This window comes from Providencia sp. PROV200, assembly GCF_049901995.1.
Classification (GTDB): domain Bacteria; phylum Pseudomonadota; class Gammaproteobacteria; order Enterobacterales; family Enterobacteriaceae; genus Providencia; species Providencia rettgeri_E.
In genome coordinates this window covers 3,804,731-3,821,917 of sequence record NZ_CP096307.1, presented here as the reverse complement: position 1 = coordinate 3,821,917, position 17,187 = coordinate 3,804,731, and the positions used below count along the sequence as shown (strand labels likewise).

The following is a 17,187-nucleotide window of genomic DNA, read 5'->3' as shown; positions in this document are numbered from 1 at the left end:
ATTTATCCATGTTAGTACAAGATAAAGTCGCCATTGTGACAGGCTCTGCAAGAGGTATTGGTTTTGCTATTGCTCAGGTGCTTGCGGAAGAAGGGGCAAAAGTCGTTATTTCTGACTTAGCCATATCGTCAGGTGAAGACAGTGCAAAACAGCTACAAGAGCAAGGCCATCAAGCCATTTTTATTCCTTGCGATATTGCCAAGCGTGAAGAGGTTAATAGCTTATTTTCTAAAGCGTTAGCACATTTTGGGGCGATTGATGTACTGGTGAACAATGCAGGGATCAACCGCGATGGCATGCTGCATAAATTAACGGAAGATGATTGGGATAAAGTCATTGATATCAATTTAAAAGGGACATTTAACTGCATGCAAGAAGCCGCAAAATTAATGCGTGAGCAAGGACATGGCCGAATTGTCAATATTTCCTCGGCCAGTTGGCTTGGGAATGTTGGGCAAGCCAACTATGCCGCGTCCAAAGCAGGGGTTATTGGTCTGACCAAAACGGCTTGCCGTGAATTAGCCCGTAAAGGTGTCACCGTAAATGCGATTTGCCCAGGGTTTATTGATACCGATATGACCCGCGGTGTACCTGAAAAAGTGTGGGACATCATGATCAGTAAGATCCCAGCGGGTTTTGCCGGGGATCCGCGCGATGTAGGCCAATGTGTTGCCTTTTTAGCCTCTGATAAAGCGCGTTATATCAATGGTGAAGTGATCAATGTTGGCGGCGGAATGGTGCTATAGGGGGAAATAATGAAACAAGCGAATGATATTGTCATTGTGAGTGGTGTGAGAACAGCCATTGGTACGATGGGAGGAAGTTTTGCAAATACACATCAACATGACCTCGGGGCTGTGGTGATCCGTGAAGCTGTGAAAAGAGCAGGAATTGCCCCCGAAGATGTTGATGAAGTCATCGTGGGTAATGTTGGGCAAATCGCCGAAAGTGGGTTTATTGCACGTATTTGCCAACTGCGGGCAGGGCTTCCAAAAGAAACGACGGCATATTCGGTGAACCGTCAATGCGGCTCAGGATTACAAGCTTTAGCTGATGGCATGATGCTGCTACAGACTGGTCAATCCGATGTTGTGGTGGCCTGTGGTACAGAAAATATGACGATGCTGCCGTATTACTTACGCAAAGCGCGTTATGGCTACCGCATGGGGAATGATGTGCTCGAAGATGGATTAACGTCCATCCTAACTTGGCCAGAAGGGCCTTATCACAACGGAATGACGGCAGAAAATGTTGCAGAACAGTTCAATATCACCCGCGAAGAGATGGACGATTTTGCATGGGACAGCCAGCAAAAAGCGTTAAAAGCGATTCAAGCGGGTTATTTTGCTGACCAGATATTGCCAGTAGAAATACCGGAAGGCCGTAAAGGAACACGTATTTTTGATACTGATGAACATCCGCGGGACACACCACGTGAAAAATTAGCCAAGTTACGCCCTGCATTTAAGGCGGATGGTGTGATCACTGCCGCGAACTCTTCAGGGATCAATGATGGTGCTGCGGCATTAGTGATGATGCGCCGTGAAGAAGCGGAAAAACGTGGCCTGAAGCCAAGAATGAAGGTCGTTGATTGGGCTGTCGCGGGATGTGAAGCTGCGATTATGGGCTTTGGACCCGCGCCAGCAACCCGTCGATTAATGGAAAAGCTCAAAATGGATGTAAAAGACATTGACTTAATTGAGCTAAATGAAGCATTTGCAGCACAAGCTATCGCAGTTATGAATGATTTGTCTCTTGATAGCACGAAGGTGAATGTGAATGGCGGTGCGATTGCTTTGGGTCATCCAGTAGGTGCCAGTGGGGCTATTTTGCCAGTGAAGTTAATGTATGAAATGGAGCGTCGTCAGGTTGCTACCGGGTTAGTCACGATGTGTATCGGTGGTGGTCAAGGGATATCAATGTTGTTCGAAAGAGAATAAGAAAAGCTGCAAGCAGAAAGCCCGACGTGGGGCGTCGGGCTGTTGCTGAAGTAAAACAACAGGTATGTCACTTATTGCCAAGAGCCGTACCTGTTTCACTACAACATGAGGATCTTATCTATGTTTTCTACAAATGCAAAGTTAGATTATGTGGCTCAGGGGAAAAAAACCAACGCAAAGATATACCGTAACCTGATGCCGTTGTTGATTTTAGCGTACATTATTAGCTTTATTGACCGAACCAATATTGGCATGGCAAAAAATGCGATGTCGATTGATTTAGGATTATCTGCAACTGCATTTGGTATTGGTGCAGGGCTTTTTTTCCTAACCTACTCGATTCTTGAGATCCCAAGTAATTTAATAATGGAAAAAGTGGGGGCGCGTTTTTGGATCACGCGGATCATGATCACGTGGGGGCTATTATCTGCAGCAATGGCATTTGTGACAGGGCCGATTTCTTTTTATATCTTGCGGTTATTACTGGGAGCGGCTGAAGCGGGCCTATATCCTGGGGTCATTTTGTATATGACATATTGGTTTAGCCAAGAAGAGCGGGCTAAAGCAACAGGGTTATTTTTACTAGGGGTCTGTCTCGCGAATATTATTGGGGCACCGCTGAGCGGCCTATTACTGAGTATGGATGGCTTATGGGGCTTCCATGGTTGGCAATGGATGTTTGTCATTGAAGGCTTGCCAGCAGTTATCCTAGCATTTGTTGTGTGGTTTGTGTTACCAAATAAACCTGAAGATGCGAAATGGTTAGATGAAGATGATCGGAATTATATTAAATATAAACACGACCAAGACAAAAATAGTATTAGTGTGAGTAATAGTAAATTCTCACTTAAGGCAGCATTTAAAAATAAAGCCTTCATGATGATTGTTGCTATCTATTTCACCCACCAGTTCTCGGTCTATGGTTTAAGTTACTTTTTGCCTACTATTATCGGTGAGTATGGCAAATTGACACCTATTCAGATCGGGCTATTAACAGCGATCCCTTGGATCTCAGCCGCAATTGGTGGCATTTTCGTAGCGAGAAAAGCCAATACACCACAGCGTTCATCGCGTATTTTAATTTCAGGTTATGCCGTGATGGCGGTTGGGTTAGTGATTGGTGCCGTGGGCGGTCCAGTAGTTGGCTTAATTGGCTTTTGTTTAACGGCATTTATGTTTTTTGTGGTTCAATCGATTATTTTCTCTCTTCCACCGACGTATATGAGTGGCAGTATGTTGGCAGGAAGTTTGGCATTATTGAACTGTTTAGGTTTATTTGGTGGCTTCCTAGGCCCGTTTATTCTAGGATTTTTTGAAGATTATACAGGAACAGCCACTTCTGGATTATGGTTTGGTGTCGGTTTGTTAGTTATTGGAACGATTATTGCTTCACGAGTGAATACTAACGGTATGAGCGAACCCGAATCATTACAAGTATCGGCTTCAGTGGAAAGCAAGTAATTCAACATCGCCATTTACAATAGGAAAGTCTGCATGAAAATTGTTATCGCACTTGATTCCTTTAAAGGAAGTTGTTCTGCAAGGTTAGCATGTCAAGCCGTTGCTGAGGGTTTCAAGCGTGTATCCTCTGAGTTAGATATGACGTTATTACCCATATCTGATGGTGGAGAAGGTTTGTTGGAGTCACTGGAACATAGCCCCGCGCTTTCTGGTGTAACACCTTACATTTTTAGCTGTACTGGGCCTTATGGTAGTAAGGTTGATGCAGGGTTATTAGTGCTGGAGGAAAAAACTGCCTTTATTGAAATGGCGCAATGCTGTGGGCTGGAATTAGTTCAACGTGAGCATCGTCGCGTTGAAAATGCTTCAACTTATGGTTTGGGTGAAATGGTCAAACATGCATTAGATATGGGCTGCTCTCGTATTATTATTGGGATAGGAGGAAGTGCAACTAATGATGGTGGTGCGGGATTTGCTCAAGCATTAGGTGCTCAGTTCTATGATAAAAACTCGCAGCTTATTGAGGCGCCAATTTGCGGTAAAGACCTCATTAACATTGCAAAGATTGATTTTGATAAATTTGACTCACGCGCCGCAGAGGTTGAATTTAGTGTCTCTTGCGATGTTGAAAACCCTTTATTAGGTAAAAATGGGGCGACTTATGTTTATGGCCCCCAAAAGGGAGCAGACCAAGACACACTCGACCAGCTTGAAATCGGGATGGCTCATTATGCAAAATTAATGTCAACAATAACGGGAAAAGATGTTTCACTTGAGGCGGGCAGTGGTGCTGCGGGTGGATTAGGTGCGGGGCTTCGTTGGTTTGTTTCGGCAAAACTCGAAAAGGGCATTGATCTCGTTCTGGGGCTCCTTGGTGCAAAATCCTATATTCAACAAGCGGATTTAGTCATTGTAGGAGAAGGGCGGCTTGATAGCCAAAGTGCGAATGGTAAGGCCCCTGTGGGAGTCGCTCGAATGGCCAGTCATTATGATGTACCTGTTATTGCTCTTTGTGGGGGATATAGTGAAGATAGCCGTATCCTATACCAACATGGCATTACTGCAATGTGGTCACTTTGCCCCGGGCCGGTTTCCCTTGAGCAAGCGATGACCAATGGTGAGCGTTATTTAGCAGATACCGCTGAAAATTTGCTGCGTACCATACTCGCAAATCCGAATAAGCAAATAAAACCCTAAAGTGAGGCGGTAAGATGCTACTGACTGATAAATTAGCCAATGATATTGTCACGCGTGCTATGGGAATTATCCATCACAACGTTAATGTGATTAATAGTCAGGGCGTGATTATCGCTTCAGGAGAAAAAAAACGTATTGGTGAAATCCATGAAGCCGCAGTGGAGGTGATCCGCTGCGGCAAACGGATCACGATTTACAATGAAAATGAAGCGCGAGCTTATTCGAATGTGGCTCCGGGGATAAACCATCCGATTGTTGTGGCGGATAAAGTGGAATTAGTGATTGGTGTGAGTGGCGATCCCGTCGTGATCCAGCGTTATGCCGAACTTGCCATACTGACGGCTGAGCTGCTAATTCAGCAAGAAATTGAGCGGCGTAGTATTAACTGGCAGCATCGTTTGCGTGACATGTTATTTGTCCAATATATAGAAAGTACAACACAAGCACAGGGACGCAGCGCATTACTCAAACTACATAATTCCGGTTTTATATTCACGTTACCGACGATCCCTGTGATTATAAATATTGAAGCGGTTCAATACCGTCCTGAAATACTCGATACAATCATTACTGAATTATCAGCGATAGAAAAAAGTGATGTGTTATTACTTAATAGTCGCGAAATTTTGATGCTATTTCCGTCAATGCACTATCAAAATGAATCATTTATTCCGAGTCTTCATTTCATTCTAGATAGCCAGCTTAGCCAATATTATATTGGTGTTGGTGTCCAGGCAGATACGCAGGAACATGTGAGGGATGCTGTTCATTTTGCACGTTCAGTCATTGAAGTTGACCGGCTAACGGTTCCTGATAAACAGGTTTTTCTATTTAAAGAAATGGCATCTTTGTGCCTCTTTAATGAGTTGGAAAATAGCTATCTATTTAATTTTTTCTTGGATATTTGCCATAAAATATTGTTGCATGATTCGGGGGATATTTTGATTGAAACCCTTGAGTTATTCCTATCGCAAAATGGCGAAATAGGCAGCACCGCACAGCAATTAGGCATTCACAGAAATACATTAAGCTATCGGTTACAGCAAATTAAAAAGCAAACCAATTTGGACCCGACAAGGTTTACGGATCTGATTCAATTATCTGTTGCTATGCATGGCTACCGTCGACGTTACCCAAAACAACAGCCATGGCTCGATGCATTAAGTTGAGGTGCTGTGTCATTACTTTTGTTGTAAAACCCAAATAGCGGCCTCAACGCGCGATTTTAAATTGAGCTTCTTTAGTAAGTGTTTGACGTGGACTTTGACTGTGCTCTCTGTAATTTGTAATTTATTCGCAATCATCTTATTTGATAGCCCCTGAGAGATTAAATCTAAGATATGGGTTTCTCTTGGGGTTAATGCCGATAAATTATGCTCTGTAGAGGTTCGGTTATCTCTTAAGGATTCAGCTAAAATGGAGGCAAGCGTTGGGCTAACGACCATTTTACCACTTGCTGCTTCTTTTAATGCAACAATGAGTTTTTCGGGTTCCATATCTTTGAGTAAATAGCCATCAGCACCTCGTTTTAACGCATGAATTAAGTCTTCACCGTAATTGGATACGGTAAATAAGATAATTCGGCCTGAAAGTTCGCGGCTACGTAAATTATCAAGTACTTCAAAGCCATTCATACCTGGCATATTGAGATCTAATAGGATTAAATCGGGGTCTTGCTCTTCCGCGATTTTAATACCCGTTATTCCATCGTCTGCTTCACCAATGACCTTCAATGTGGGTTCTAAACTAATTAATTGTTTAACACCGTTACGTAGCATAGGGTGGTCATCAATCAGTAAAATGGTAGATTGCCCAGTCAGTTTATTGTCATTTTTCATTAATGAGTTACTCCAATTTAATTAGGCCACAGTTAGTGGAAATACGACATTAACCGTAGTGCCACCCTGAACTCTTGGGGAAATTTGATATTTTCCATTTAGGCTTAGGGCTCTTTCTCTCATAATAATCAATCCATAATGGTTATTTTTTGTTGGCTGAGGTTGGATCCCTTCCCCATTGTCTTCTATCGTCATGGTGATTAGCCCGTTACTTTCGATTAATGAGATTTGTGACCAGTTTGCATTAGCATGCTTGAGAATATTACTTAACGCTTCTCGGATTATCTGAATAATATGAATAGATTGATGTGGAGAGAGGCTTTTGGCTGGAATTCGGTAATCTAATTCAATTTGAAAACCAAGACGTTGGCTGAATTCTTGGATTGTGCTTTCTAAGGCAGGGAATAGGCCTGATTCAGTTAACTTTAGTCTGAAGGTTGTTAAAAGTTCACGTAATTGGCTATAGGCGGAATTTATTTCATTGCGCATTTCGTTTAATAGTGCTTGGTGCTTAGTTGGCAATGTTTTAGGTTGCATTTGCAGATAACTAATTTGCATTTTGAGGCAAGATAATGATTGTGCGATTGAATCATGCAATTCTCTCGCAATCGCCGAGCGTTCATCCATAATCAGTAACTGCTGCTGTTGTTCTAATTGGTGCTCCATTGCTAGCATTCCAGCAATTTGTTTGACTAGCATGAGCACTAAATTATTTTGCTCTTCAGATAATGGCTGGTTTATATCTATTTCAGCCAAAATCATGCCATAACGCTGTAAGTTATCGGAAATCTCCCATGATATTACTTTAAGGTGCTCAGCTATTTTGGGGGATTTGAGGCAGTGTTCCTTGTTTTCAGGACAATGAATATCTTGAAAGCAGGCATCATTATTTTCTTCATATAGCCTCAATCTGATATGTTGTAATGGCATTAAGCTTTTCAGTTCAGATAATACTTTTTCTAGCCTGACAGATAGTGGCCCAATGGCATGTAAGGTGCGATTAGATTGGTATAAATAGAGTAATACATTATTTTTATTTTGTAGATCAGCCGTTTTTTCGATAACTCGGGATTCTAATTGATGGTAACTCTGTGCGAGCTCATCCGACATTTGATTTAACGTTTGACCGAGTGAATTTAGCTCATCTAGTTTTTTGCCGACAGGGAAGCGCCGACTAAAATCTTGATGGCTAATTGCATTCACCATATGAAGTAACTTAAGCCAAGGTGTATAAATTTTCTTTCTAAAATGGCAGATAGCAAAAATAAGTAGCAATGAAACGAGGCTAATAAATACCATTTGGGTGATGGCTACATAGGTTATTTTTTGTTCTGTTTTTTCATCAATATTACGAACTAATGCATCGAGTTTATTAACAAAGGTAACGACTGCAAGACGTGCATCATTAGGAGAAACTGCATGGTTAAGTACTGGTTTTAATTCTGTAACCCAATATTGATAAAGCTCTGCAAATTGCGGATTTAAATCTTCTATTTCGACAACTTGTGTCAGTTCATTGCTTAATAAATTTTTTTCAAGCTCACGAACATATACGTCAGAATATTGGTTGAGCGGCACTAATGAAAGTAAATGATAGCTTTGCATCCGCAATGAGCCTGACTTATTAATTGCATGTGCATTTCCTTGCACACTAATAATCATACTATTTGAAATTGTCATGCCAATAATACCGAGTACGGCAATCAATAGCATTAGACCAATAACTTGGTTAATGATTGAAAATCGGTGATAAGCAATAGACATAAGTGTTCCTTTCTACTCTTTACGTTTATTCATTATTTTTTGATAACGTAGATATTGTTTCTCTATTATATAAAATTGAATATGCCACTTCGGTATTACTCCTTAATATCCCATTGAATTATTCGCTTTAAATTCCAACACATAAAATTACGCAGTAATGAGTTTTTTTGTTTTAATTCAATTTGTTATTGTTTTGTACTCCTAATACTCCTCTAGTGGTTAACGAAAAAAATCACGCATATTTCATTTAAATCTCTCTTGATTTAGATCAGCTTCACGGTGGTCTATTCGCCACACACTGCAAGCAGAAATTGTATTTATCGGGGTGATTTATGTCTCAACGAGATAATGTTAATAGCGTAGCTGTACAGCCAAATAACGGTGTTATACAGGATTGGCGGCCTGAAGATATTCAATTTTGGCAAAAAACAGGGCAGCGTATTGCCAATCGTAATTTATGGATTTCTATTCCATGCTTATTGCTCGCATTTTGCGTATGGATGTTATTTAGTGCAGTTGCGGTTAATTTAAATAAAGTGGGTTTTAATTTTACGACAGACCAATTATTTTTATTAACTGCATTACCTTCCGTTTCAGGTGCTTTATTAAGAGTCCCTTATTCATTCGTTATTCCTATTTTTGGTGGGCGCCGTTGGACTGCGATTAGTACGCTATTTTTGGTGATCCCATGCATTTGGCTAGGTTATGCGATTCAAAACCCCGCCACACCTTATCAAGTCTTTGTCATTATTTCCCTACTTTGTGGTTTTGCCGGCGCTAACTTTGCATCCAGCATGGCCAATATCAGCTTCTTTTTCCCTAAAGCTCGCCAAGGCGGTGCACTTGGCCTGAATGGTGGGCTAGGAAATTTAGGGGTCAGTGTCATGCAATTAGTGGCCCCTTTTATCGTTGGTGTTGGTGTATTTACTTTCGTTGGTGGGACTGGAGCGGCTCAGCCTGATGGTTCAACGTTGTGGCTAGAAAACGCCGCTTGGATTTGGGTGCCATTTCTACTGCTTTTTACGGTGATGGCTTGGTTTGGCATGAATGACTTAGCGGCAAATAAGGCATCTCTTAAAGCACAATTACCTGTTTTGAAACGGGGCCATCTATGGGTATTAAGCCTGTTATATCTGGCGACATTCGGCTCATTTATCGGTTTTTCTGCCGGTTTTGCGATGTTATCGAAAACGCAGTTCCCAGACGTCATTATTTTGAAATTTGCTTTTTTTGGTCCTTTCCTCGGGGCGTTAGCGCGCCCAGTTGGCGGCATGCTGTCTGACCGTTTTGGCGGTGTGAAAGTCACATTACTGAACTTTGTGGTCATGGCTGTTTTCTCCGGCTTGCTGTTTTTTACGTTACCAGAAAACGGTCAAGGAGGCTCTTTTGGGGCGTTTTATGGCGTATTTATGGTGCTGTTTTTAACGGCAGGGTTAGGCAGTGGCTCAACCTTCCAAATGATCGCAGTCGTTTTTCGTAAATTAACCATGGATAAAGCCATTTTAAGAGGGGCTTCAGAACAAGAGGCTCAAAAAGAGGCGGTAACAGAAAGTGCAGCGGCTCTAGGGTTTATCTCTGCTATTGGGGCAATAGGTGGCTTCTTTATTCCAAAAGCGTTCGGTACATCATTAACACTGACGGGTTCACCGGCAGATGCAATGAAAGTATTTTTTATATTTTATATTTCCTGTGTGTTTATCACATGGCTGGTATACGGCCGTAAACACAAATAATAACAAGTCATAAAAATCAATTTTAGCAATGTACGGCGCCGGTCGCCGTCTCTTTGGAGGCAATCCGATGAGCAAGTTTTTAGACAGATTTCGGTATTTTAAGCAGTTGGGCGAAACCTTTTCAGGTGATCACGGGCAAGAGTTAAATGTAAACCGTGATTGGGAAGATGGTTATCGTAGCCGCTGGCAGCATGACAAAGTCGTGCGTTCCACCCATGGTGTTAATTGTACTGGCTCTTGTAGCTGGAAAATTTATGTCAAAAATGGGTTAGTCACTTGGGAAACGCAACAGACGGATTACCCACGAACTCGTCCTGATTTACCTGACCATGAGCCGAGAGGATGCCCTCGAGGGGCGAGCTACTCTTGGTATTTATACAGCGCAAACCGTGTTAAATACCCAATGATGCGTAAGCGCTTACTTAAATTGTGGCGTGAAGCAAAAGCGGAGCAACAAGACCCTGTTGCAGCGTGGCTTTCTATTATCAATGACCCGCAAAAGGCAAAAAGCTATAAACAAGCTCGTGGTCGTGGTGGTTTTGTTCGTTCAAGTTGGCAAGAAGTGAATGAACTGATTGCAGCGGCAAACGTTGCGACAATTAAAGAATTTGGTCCTGACCGTATTGTTGGTTTTTCTCCAATTCCCGCGATGTCAATGGTTTCCTATGCCTCGGGCGCTCGCTATTTATCGTTAATTGGTGGCTCATGCTTAAGTTTTTATGACTGGTATTGTGACTTGCCACCTGCGTCACCCATGACGTGGGGCGAACAAACTGACGTACCGGAATCAGCGGATTGGTACAATTCATCTTATATTATTGCTTGGGGTTCTAACGTTCCGCAAACCCGTACGCCAGATGCTCACTTCTTTGCAGAAGTCCGCTATAAAGGGACTAAAACAGTCGCGGTGACGCCGGATTACGCGGAAATTGCCAAATTATGTGACCATTGGTTGAACCCGAAACAAGGAACGGATAGCGCCATGGCAATGGCGATGGGGCATGTGATCCTCAATGAATTCCATGTAAAACGTGAAGCGGAATATTTCCGTGAATATGTGCGGACTTACACTGATATGCCGATGCTTGTCATGCTAGATAAGCGTGAAGATGGCTCTTATGTTGCTGGCCGTATGCTACGCGCATCCGATTTACACAATTCATTAGGCGAAGAGAAAAATGCCGAATGGAAAACCATCGCGATTGATGAAGAGACAGGCGAATTATGTGCTCCACAAGGTTCAATGGGGTTCCGTTGGGATGGCGGTCAAAAATGGAATTTAGAGCCGCGCGCTGGGCAAGATGCTCATGACATAAAAATGAAACTCAGCTTGGCAGATAGTCATGATGAATTTGTCGATGTTGGTTTTCCTTACTTTGGTGGCTTAGAAAGTGAGCACTTCCAGCATGTTGAACTTAAAGATGTTTTATTACATAAACTGCCCGCTAAACGTATTCAGTTAGCTGATGGTAGTGAATCATTGGTTACTAGTGTTTATGATTTAATGCTAGCGAACTACGGCATTGACCGTGGTTTTGGCGATGAAAACTGTGCAGTTGATTACGATGATATGAAAGCGTATTCACCTGCGTGGGCGGAAAAAGTCACTGGGGTTAGCCGCCAAAATATTATTCGCATAGCGCGTGAGTTTGCCGATACCGCAGAGAAAACCCATGGCCGTTCTATGGTGATTGTTGGCGCAGGGATTAACCACTGGTATCACATGGATATGACCTACCGTGCGATTATCAATATGTTGATTTTCTGTGGTTGCGTTGGGCAAAGCGGCGGTGGCTGGTCTCATTATGTTGGGCAAGAAAAATTACGTCCACAAACGGGGTGGTTGCCATTAGCATTCGGTTTGGACTGGCAGCGTCCACCTCGTCATATGAATAGCACCTCTTTTTTCTATAACCATTCAAGCCAATGGCGTTACGAAACTGTCTCAACAGAAGAGTTGCTATCGCCTCTAGCCGATAAACACGCCTTTAGCGGTAGTTTGGTTGATATGAATGTACGTGCCGAACGCATGGGGTGGCTGCCGTCAGCACCACAATTAAATGTCAACCCATTAAATATTGCGAAGAAGGCACAAAGTGAAGGGATGTCACCCACTGATTATACGGTTAAACAGTTGAAAGAAGGCAATATTCGCTTTGCTTCAGAGCAACCTGATGACCCTCAAAATTTCCCACGAAATCTGTTTATTTGGCGTTCAAATTTATTGGGTTCCGCAGGGAAAGGCCATGAATACTTACTGAAATACTTATTAGGAACTGAAAATGGTATTCAAGGCAAAGACTTAGGTCAACAAGGCGGCGTCAAACCTGAAGAAGTGGAATGGCAAGACAAAGCGGCAGAAGGGAAAGTTGACTTAGTGGTGACTCTCGACTTCAGAATGTCGAGCACCTGCTTATTCTCAGACGTTATTTTACCGACCGCTACTTGGTATGAAAAAGACGATATGAATACCTCGGATATGCATCCATTTATTCATCCATTATCAGCTGCGGTCGACCCTGCTTGGGGATCTAAAAGCGATTGGGAAATTTATAAGGGGATTGCCAAAGCATTTTCTGAGGTCAGCGTTGGGCACTTAGGCAAAGAAACGGATGTGGTGACGTTGCCGATCCAACATGATAGTGCAGCCGAGATGGCACAGCCTTTTGATGTGAGAGATTGGAAAAAAGGCCAGTGCGATCTAATCCCCGGAAAAACTGCACCGCACATTATCAGTGTTGAGCGTGACTATCCAAATACTTATGCACGTTTTACCTCTCTTGGCCCACTGATGGATAAATTGGGTAATGGGGGAAAAGGGATCAATTGGAATACGCAAGATGAAATTGATTTCTTGAAAAAACTCAATAAAACCCAGCCAGAGGGAGCCAATGCTGGGCGGCCAAAAATTGAAACAGCGATTGATGCAGCGGAAGTCATTTTAACACTCGCGCCTGAAACCAATGGGCAAGTGGCAGTAAAAGCATGGGATGCGTTAAGCAAAGTAACGGGCCGCGACCATACTCATCTTGCTCGTTATAAAGAAGACGAAAAAATCCGTTTTCGCGATATTGTTGCGCAGCCGCGTAAAATTATATCGAGCCCGACATGGTCAGGGCTGGAAGATGAACATGTTTCCTACAACGCCTGTTACACCAACGTGCATGAAATGATCCCATGGCGGACACTCAGTGGTCGTCAGCAGTTATATCAAGACCATGAATGGATGCGCGCCTTTGGGGAAAGCCTTGTGGTATATCGCCCACCGATTGACACTCGAGCGGCTCAGCCACTTATGGGGAAAAAATCCAATGGGTTCCCAGAAAAAGCACTGAACTTTTTAACGCCGCACCAAAAGTGGGGGATCCACTCCACTTACAGTGACAACTTATTAATGTTGACGTTAGGCCGCGGTGGCCCAGTGGTTTGGCTTAGCGAAGAAGATGCCCGCGAACTGGGTGTTGAAGATAACGATTGGGTTGAAGCTTTTAACAGTAATGGTGCATTAACCGCTAAAGCGATCGTTAGCCAACGTATTCCTGATGGCATGATCATGATGTACCACGCCCAAGAACGGCTGATCAACTTACCCGGCTCTGAAATTACGGCTCAACGTGGCGGAATTCATAATTCGGTCACGCGTGTTTGCCCGAAACCTACGCATATGATCGGTGGTTATGCGCACCTTGCCTATAGTTTCAATTATTACGGAACAGTAGGTTCTAATCGTGATGAATTTGTGGTTGTTCGCAAAATGAAACAGGTTGACTGGCTGGATGGTGAAGGTGATGCCTACCAGCAGACCTTGAGCGGAAAGGAGAAAGCATAATGAAAATTCGTTCTCAAGTCGGCATGGTGCTAAACCTTGATAAATGTATTGGTTGTCACACTTGCTCAGTGACCTGTAAAAATGTGTGGACTAGCCGCGAAGGGGTGGAATACGCATGGTTTAATAACGTCGAAACCAAACCGGGTATTGGTTACCCCCATAATTGGGAAGACCAAGAGAAATGGAAAGGGGGCTGGATCCGCACCATTAAGGGTAAATTGGTTCCACGTATGGGGAACAAAGTGGGCGTTTTATCAAAAATCTTCGCTAATCCAGATGTACCTGCTTTGGATGATTATTATGAGCCATTTAATTATGACTACGGCCATTTAAAAAATGCCAAAGAAGGTAAGCACGTACCGACAGCACGTCCTCGTTCATTAATTACGGGTGAACGGATGAGCAACGTGAAAATGGGACCAAACTGGGAAGATGATTTAGGCGGTGAATTCGCCAAACGAGCCCAAGATAAAAACTTTGAACATATTCAAAAAGAGATGTATGGGCAGTTTGAGAATACATTCATGATGTATTTGCCACGCCTGTGTGAACATTGTTTAAACCCAGCTTGCGTCGCGACCTGCCCAAGTGGGGCAATTTATAAGCGTTCAGAAGATGGTATTGTATTGATTGACCAAGACAAATGCCGCGGCTGGCGTATGTGCTTAACTGGTTGCCCGTATAAAAAAATCTATTTCAATTGGAAAAGTGGTAAATCAGAAAAATGCATTTTCTGTTACCCACGTATTGAGTCAGGCATGCCAACGGTTTGTTCTGAAACCTGTGTTGGTCGTATCCGCTATTTAGGGGTATTGCTGTATGACGCGGACAAAATTGAGTCGGCGGCCAGTGTCGAAAAGGAAACCGACCTTTACCAGAGCCAACTTGATGTTTTCCTTGATCCTCATGATCCAAAAGTGATTGAAGAAGCGCAAAAACAAGGGATCCCATTGAGTGTGATCGATGCGGCACAGAAATCTCCAGTGTACAAAATGGCGATGGAATGGCGCTTAGCCCTGCCATTGCACCCTGAATATCGCACGTTACCCATGGTGTGGTATGTACCTCCTTTGTCACCAATTCAGTCAGTAGCGGATTCAGGGCTCTTAGCTAATAACGGTGTATTGCCAGATGTGGAAAGTTTACGTATTCCAGTGCAATACCTTGCGAATTTGTTAACCGCAGGGGATACCGAACCAGTGTTATTGGCGTTAAAACGTATGTTAGCGATGCGCCATTTCAAACGAGCAGAAACTGTGGAAAACCAATGTGATACCAGTGCATTAGAGCAAGTTGGCTTAACACAAGCTCAGGCTCAAGAAATGTACCGCTATTTAGCCATTGCTAACTATGAAGACCGTTTTGTCATTCCATCGAGTCATCGAGAATTGGCGCGTGAAGCATTCCCTGAAGCGAAAGCTTGTGGCTTTAGTTTTGGTGATGGTTGCCATGGCAGCGATAGCAAAGCGAATTTATTTAATAGCAGGCGCATTGATGCCATTGATATCACACCAAAAAGTAATCAGGAGAAAGCACTATGATGACACTAAAAGTGATTTCTCGGTTATTGGAATACCCTTCGGAAGCGCTTTGGTTACATCGCGATGAGCTCATTGAAGCGCTAGAACAGGCTGATGAGCTGCCAGTCACACGGGCTGTTCAATTGATGGTGTTTGTGCGCGAGTATCTCAACGAAGACTTACTTGATATGCAGGCGCAATATTGTGAGTTGTTTGATAGAGGTCGCGCAACATCTTTATTGCTATTTGAGCATGTACACGGTGAGTCCCGAGACCGAGGGCAGGCGATGGTGGATTTAATGGCGCAATATCAGCAACACGGTTTGCAAATTGATTGCCGTGAATTACCCGACCATTTGCCCATTTATTTGGAATATTTAACGGTATTGCCGAGCAATGAAACTCTCGAGGGGTTACAGGATATTGCGCCAATTTTAGCGTTGTTAGGGGAAAGACTGAAACAGCGAGAAAGCCGTTTTTCTGTTTTATTTAATTTTTTACTTGAGCTTTCTCATAGCGATATTGCGACGGAGCAATTAAGCAAACAAGTGGCAACCGAAGTACGGGATGATACCCCAGAGGCGCTAGATGCGGTTTGGGAAGAGGAGCAAGTGAAATTTTTTGCCGATGAAAAAACATGTGGTAGCGAAGTGGCGGCACATCAACATCGCTTCGCCAATGCGGTGGTACCACAGTATTTGGATCTCAGTGTGGGCAGCCATGTAGGAGTTCAAAAATGAATTTTATCAATCAATTTTTCTTCGATATTTACCCCTATATCGCAGGGACGGTATTTATTGTCGGTAGTTGGTTACGTTACGATTACGGGCAATACACGTGGCGAGCGGGTTCCAGCCAAATGTTGGATAAAAAGAACATGCGTTTGGCATCAAACTTATTCCATTTGGGGATTATTGGGATTTTTGTCGGGCACTTTTTAGGCATGCTAACGCCTCATTGGATGTATGAATCTTTTCTGCCAATGCATATTAAGCAGTTAATGGCGATGATTGGTGGGGGCGCTGCTGGTGTGATGATGCTAATTGGTGGTGCGATGCTATTGAAGCGCCGCCTAACAAATCCTCGCGTGAGAGCAACGTCATCCTTCGGTGACATCATGATCTTAACTTTGTTGGTGGTGCAAGTTTGCTTAGGGTTACTTACCATTCCTTTCTCAGCACAACATATGGATGGTAGCGAAATGTTAAAATTAGTGGGGTGGGCACAGTCTATTGTGACATTCCATTGGGGGGCATCCAATTACCTTGAAGGGGTTGGGATTGTTTTTAAACTGCATATTGTGTTGGGTATGACGATATTTTTACTCTTCCCATTCTGCCGTTTAGTGCACATTTGGAGTGCACCTATCGAATACCTGACTCGTCGGTATCAATTGGTGAGAAATCGCCATTAAGTTTTGGGTATATAGGAATATTGACCAGTATATTTTTTTAATACAACTGGTTCTTGTATAAACAACAAACATGGTTATTTTGCTACCCCATCTTATATAAGATGGGGTTTTGTTTTAAAGGCTGATTTACTTTTTATCACCATCACCTTGAGTATAGATAATGTTAAATATAATGATGAACTATGATGATTTTCGATGACGCTTCAATTAAACATTAGTTTATATATTCTAGGTATTATTATTTTGGCGGTGATGTGTTTATTGAAAGTCATTTGGTCTTTCGCTTTACTCCACTTTGGGATTTATCTATTTCGCTATTTAACGTATTTCAATTTAATTAATCACATTAAAGATGGATTGATTAGTTTTAATTGAAGGTATTTGGTTCCGATTTTGGCCTTAATATGGGGGTGTATATTTATAAAGTTATCTCTGGTTACCTTTTATTACTATCTGAAATGATTTGAAATATAAAAAATTATCTAATGATT

At 42.7% G+C, this 17,187-nt stretch carries 12 protein-coding genes; 10 read left to right on the top strand and 2 right to left on the bottom strand.

Translation table 11 applies throughout. The features are described 5' to 3' along the window. The first annotated feature begins 8 nt into the window (after positions 1–8). The 5 genes from fabG (at position 9) to M1E86_RS17590 (ending at position 5,767) form a co-directional block, all read left to right on the top strand. Positions 9–746 carry a 3-oxoacyl-ACP reductase FabG gene (fabG, locus tag M1E86_RS17610; RefSeq protein WP_213913686.1) on the top strand — a complete coding sequence of 246 codons (738 nt, stop codon included), beginning with the start codon at positions 9–11 and terminating at the stop codon, positions 744–746. 9 nt (positions 747–755) lie between these two features. After that, entirely contained in the window at positions 756–1,940 is a 1,185-nt protein-coding gene (locus tag M1E86_RS17605) for a thiolase family protein (protein WP_125890610.1), read from the top strand. Between the two features lie 120 nt (positions 1,941–2,060). Continuing rightward, on the top strand, positions 2,061–3,401 hold the full coding sequence (locus M1E86_RS17600; protein WP_125890609.1) for an MFS transporter: 1,341 nt from the start codon (positions 2,061–2,063) through the stop codon (positions 3,399–3,401). Positions 3,402–3,434: 33 nt separating this feature from the next. Then, on the top strand, positions 3,435–4,598 hold the full coding sequence (locus M1E86_RS17595; protein ID WP_213913684.1) for a glycerate kinase: 1,164 nt from the start codon (positions 3,435–3,437) through the stop codon (positions 4,596–4,598). Positions 4,599–4,612: 14 nt separating this feature from the next. Further along, on the top strand, positions 4,613–5,767 hold the full coding sequence (locus M1E86_RS17590; protein ID WP_426099182.1) for a CdaR family transcriptional regulator: 1,155 nt from the start codon (positions 4,613–4,615) through the stop codon (positions 5,765–5,767). A gap of 12 nt (positions 5,768–5,779) precedes the next feature. Here M1E86_RS17590 and narL read toward each other — a convergent pair whose 3' ends face one another. After that, entirely contained in the window at positions 5,780–6,436 is a 657-nt protein-coding gene (gene narL, locus M1E86_RS17585; protein ID WP_125890606.1) for a two-component system response regulator NarL, read from the bottom strand. Positions 6,437–6,457: 21 nt separating this feature from the next. Continuing rightward, positions 6,458–8,200, bottom strand: a complete 1,743-nt coding sequence (gene narX, locus M1E86_RS17580) for a nitrate/nitrite two-component system sensor histidine kinase NarX (protein WP_213913681.1) — start codon at positions 8,198–8,200, stop codon at positions 6,458–6,460. Positions 8,201–8,532: 332 nt separating this feature from the next. Here narX and M1E86_RS17575 point away from each other — a divergent pair, with 332 nt between their 5' ends. From M1E86_RS17575 to narI, 5 genes are all read left to right on the top strand, one after another. Then, positions 8,533–9,933, top strand: a complete 1,401-nt coding sequence (locus tag M1E86_RS17575) for a NarK family nitrate/nitrite MFS transporter (protein WP_213913679.1) — start codon at positions 8,533–8,535, stop codon at positions 9,931–9,933. Between the two features lie 67 nt (positions 9,934–10,000). Then, on the top strand, positions 10,001–13,762 hold the full coding sequence (locus M1E86_RS17570) for a nitrate reductase subunit alpha (RefSeq protein ID WP_213913677.1): 3,762 nt from the start codon (positions 10,001–10,003) through the stop codon (positions 13,760–13,762). After that, positions 13,762–15,303: a nitrate reductase subunit beta gene (gene narH, locus M1E86_RS17565; protein WP_125890602.1), complete on the top strand. Its 1,542-nt coding sequence runs from the start codon at positions 13,762–13,764 to the stop codon at positions 15,301–15,303. The genes M1E86_RS17570 and narH overlap by 1 nt, the downstream gene beginning before the upstream one ends. Next, positions 15,300–16,022, top strand: coding sequence for a nitrate reductase molybdenum cofactor assembly chaperone (gene narJ / locus M1E86_RS17560; protein ID WP_213913674.1), 723 nt, complete (start codon positions 15,300–15,302; stop codon positions 16,020–16,022). The genes narH and narJ overlap by 4 nt, the downstream gene beginning before the upstream one ends. After that, on the top strand, positions 16,019–16,696 hold the full coding sequence (narI, locus tag M1E86_RS17555) for a respiratory nitrate reductase subunit gamma (RefSeq protein ID WP_004907792.1): 678 nt from the start codon (positions 16,019–16,021) through the stop codon (positions 16,694–16,696). The genes narJ and narI overlap by 4 nt, the downstream gene beginning before the upstream one ends. Positions 16,697–17,187 lie beyond the last annotated feature (491 nt).